We start from the raw sequence: 861 nt of genomic DNA, 5'->3' as shown, positions 1-861 counted from the left end.
TTTTCAAACTTCAATCAATTCGCTGTTCTACTGACCGTACTCCTGACCGCTACCACTTCAGCCTTGGCAGACGAGCCGAAGCTCGTTGGTGACTGGTGGATCATTTACGGCAACGGTATTCCCCACAAGAACATCATGTATGTCGCCGACAGCACTTCAGTCGTGCCGTCGAAGCGCACCAAGGGGGCCAAGTTGGTCGCCGTGACACTGGTGTATGAAGAACCCGGCAAACCGATGATCGATGCCTACAACCTCGAAGTTCAGTGTTCGACGAATAAGGTCCGAATGCTCAATGGCCAGTCGGTTGATCGCATCGCCTACATGATGCGCAACCTGAAAGTTAATGACCAATGGCAGCAGCCGAAGGAGTTCTGGGTGCAGCGCACCAGCGAGTTCGTTTGCTCACCCAATAAAAAGGACATGATTGCGCTGGGCAAGATGGAGTACCTGCAGATGATTCAGGGTATGCAGCAGATGTTCTTCAAACTGGCGCCAATTCAGGAGAAAGGCCAGATGATGGATAACCTCGACTCGATCCTGGGCAACAAGTAAGCGGCGGGAATCACGATGAACCCATGGACTAAAACGTTATTGGCGCTGCTGATAACGCCCGCCGTTTTGCTGATCAATGGCTGCCACTTGATTGCGCAGTCGCGCTGGGGAAGGACGCGATGTTCAGGAAGCGCTCGATCTGTTTGGCAAACCCGACTCGATAGAAAAACAGACCGGGCCAACGGCGAGAATCTGGCTGTGCTCACCTGGTATAAATCGTCCAGTTCGGACCACCACGGAAGCGGCCGGGACTTCAATGAATCACACCGGTAACGGCATGGTTTACACCGAGTATTACCAGACGGTCGG

1 protein-coding gene and 1 pseudogene are annotated in these 861 nt (G+C 53.2%); both read left to right on the top strand.

Translation table 11 applies throughout. The annotated features are described in order from the left end of the window. Nucleotides 1–30 precede the first annotated feature (30 nt). Entirely contained in the window at nucleotides 31–552 is a 522-nt protein-coding gene (locus tag HT737_RS30450) for a hypothetical protein (protein ID WP_182404675.1), read from the top strand. Nucleotides 553–643: 91 nt separating this feature from the next. Further along, nucleotides 644–861 (top strand): annotated as a pseudogene (locus tag HT737_RS31495) (hypothetical protein); the annotation flags it as partial.

This window comes from Pseudomonas sp. MD195_PC81_125 (assembly GCF_014060985.1).
GTDB lineage: Bacteria > Pseudomonadota > Gammaproteobacteria > Pseudomonadales > Pseudomonadaceae > Aquipseudomonas > Aquipseudomonas parakoreensis.
This window is presented reverse-complemented; position numbering and strand designations above follow the sequence as displayed.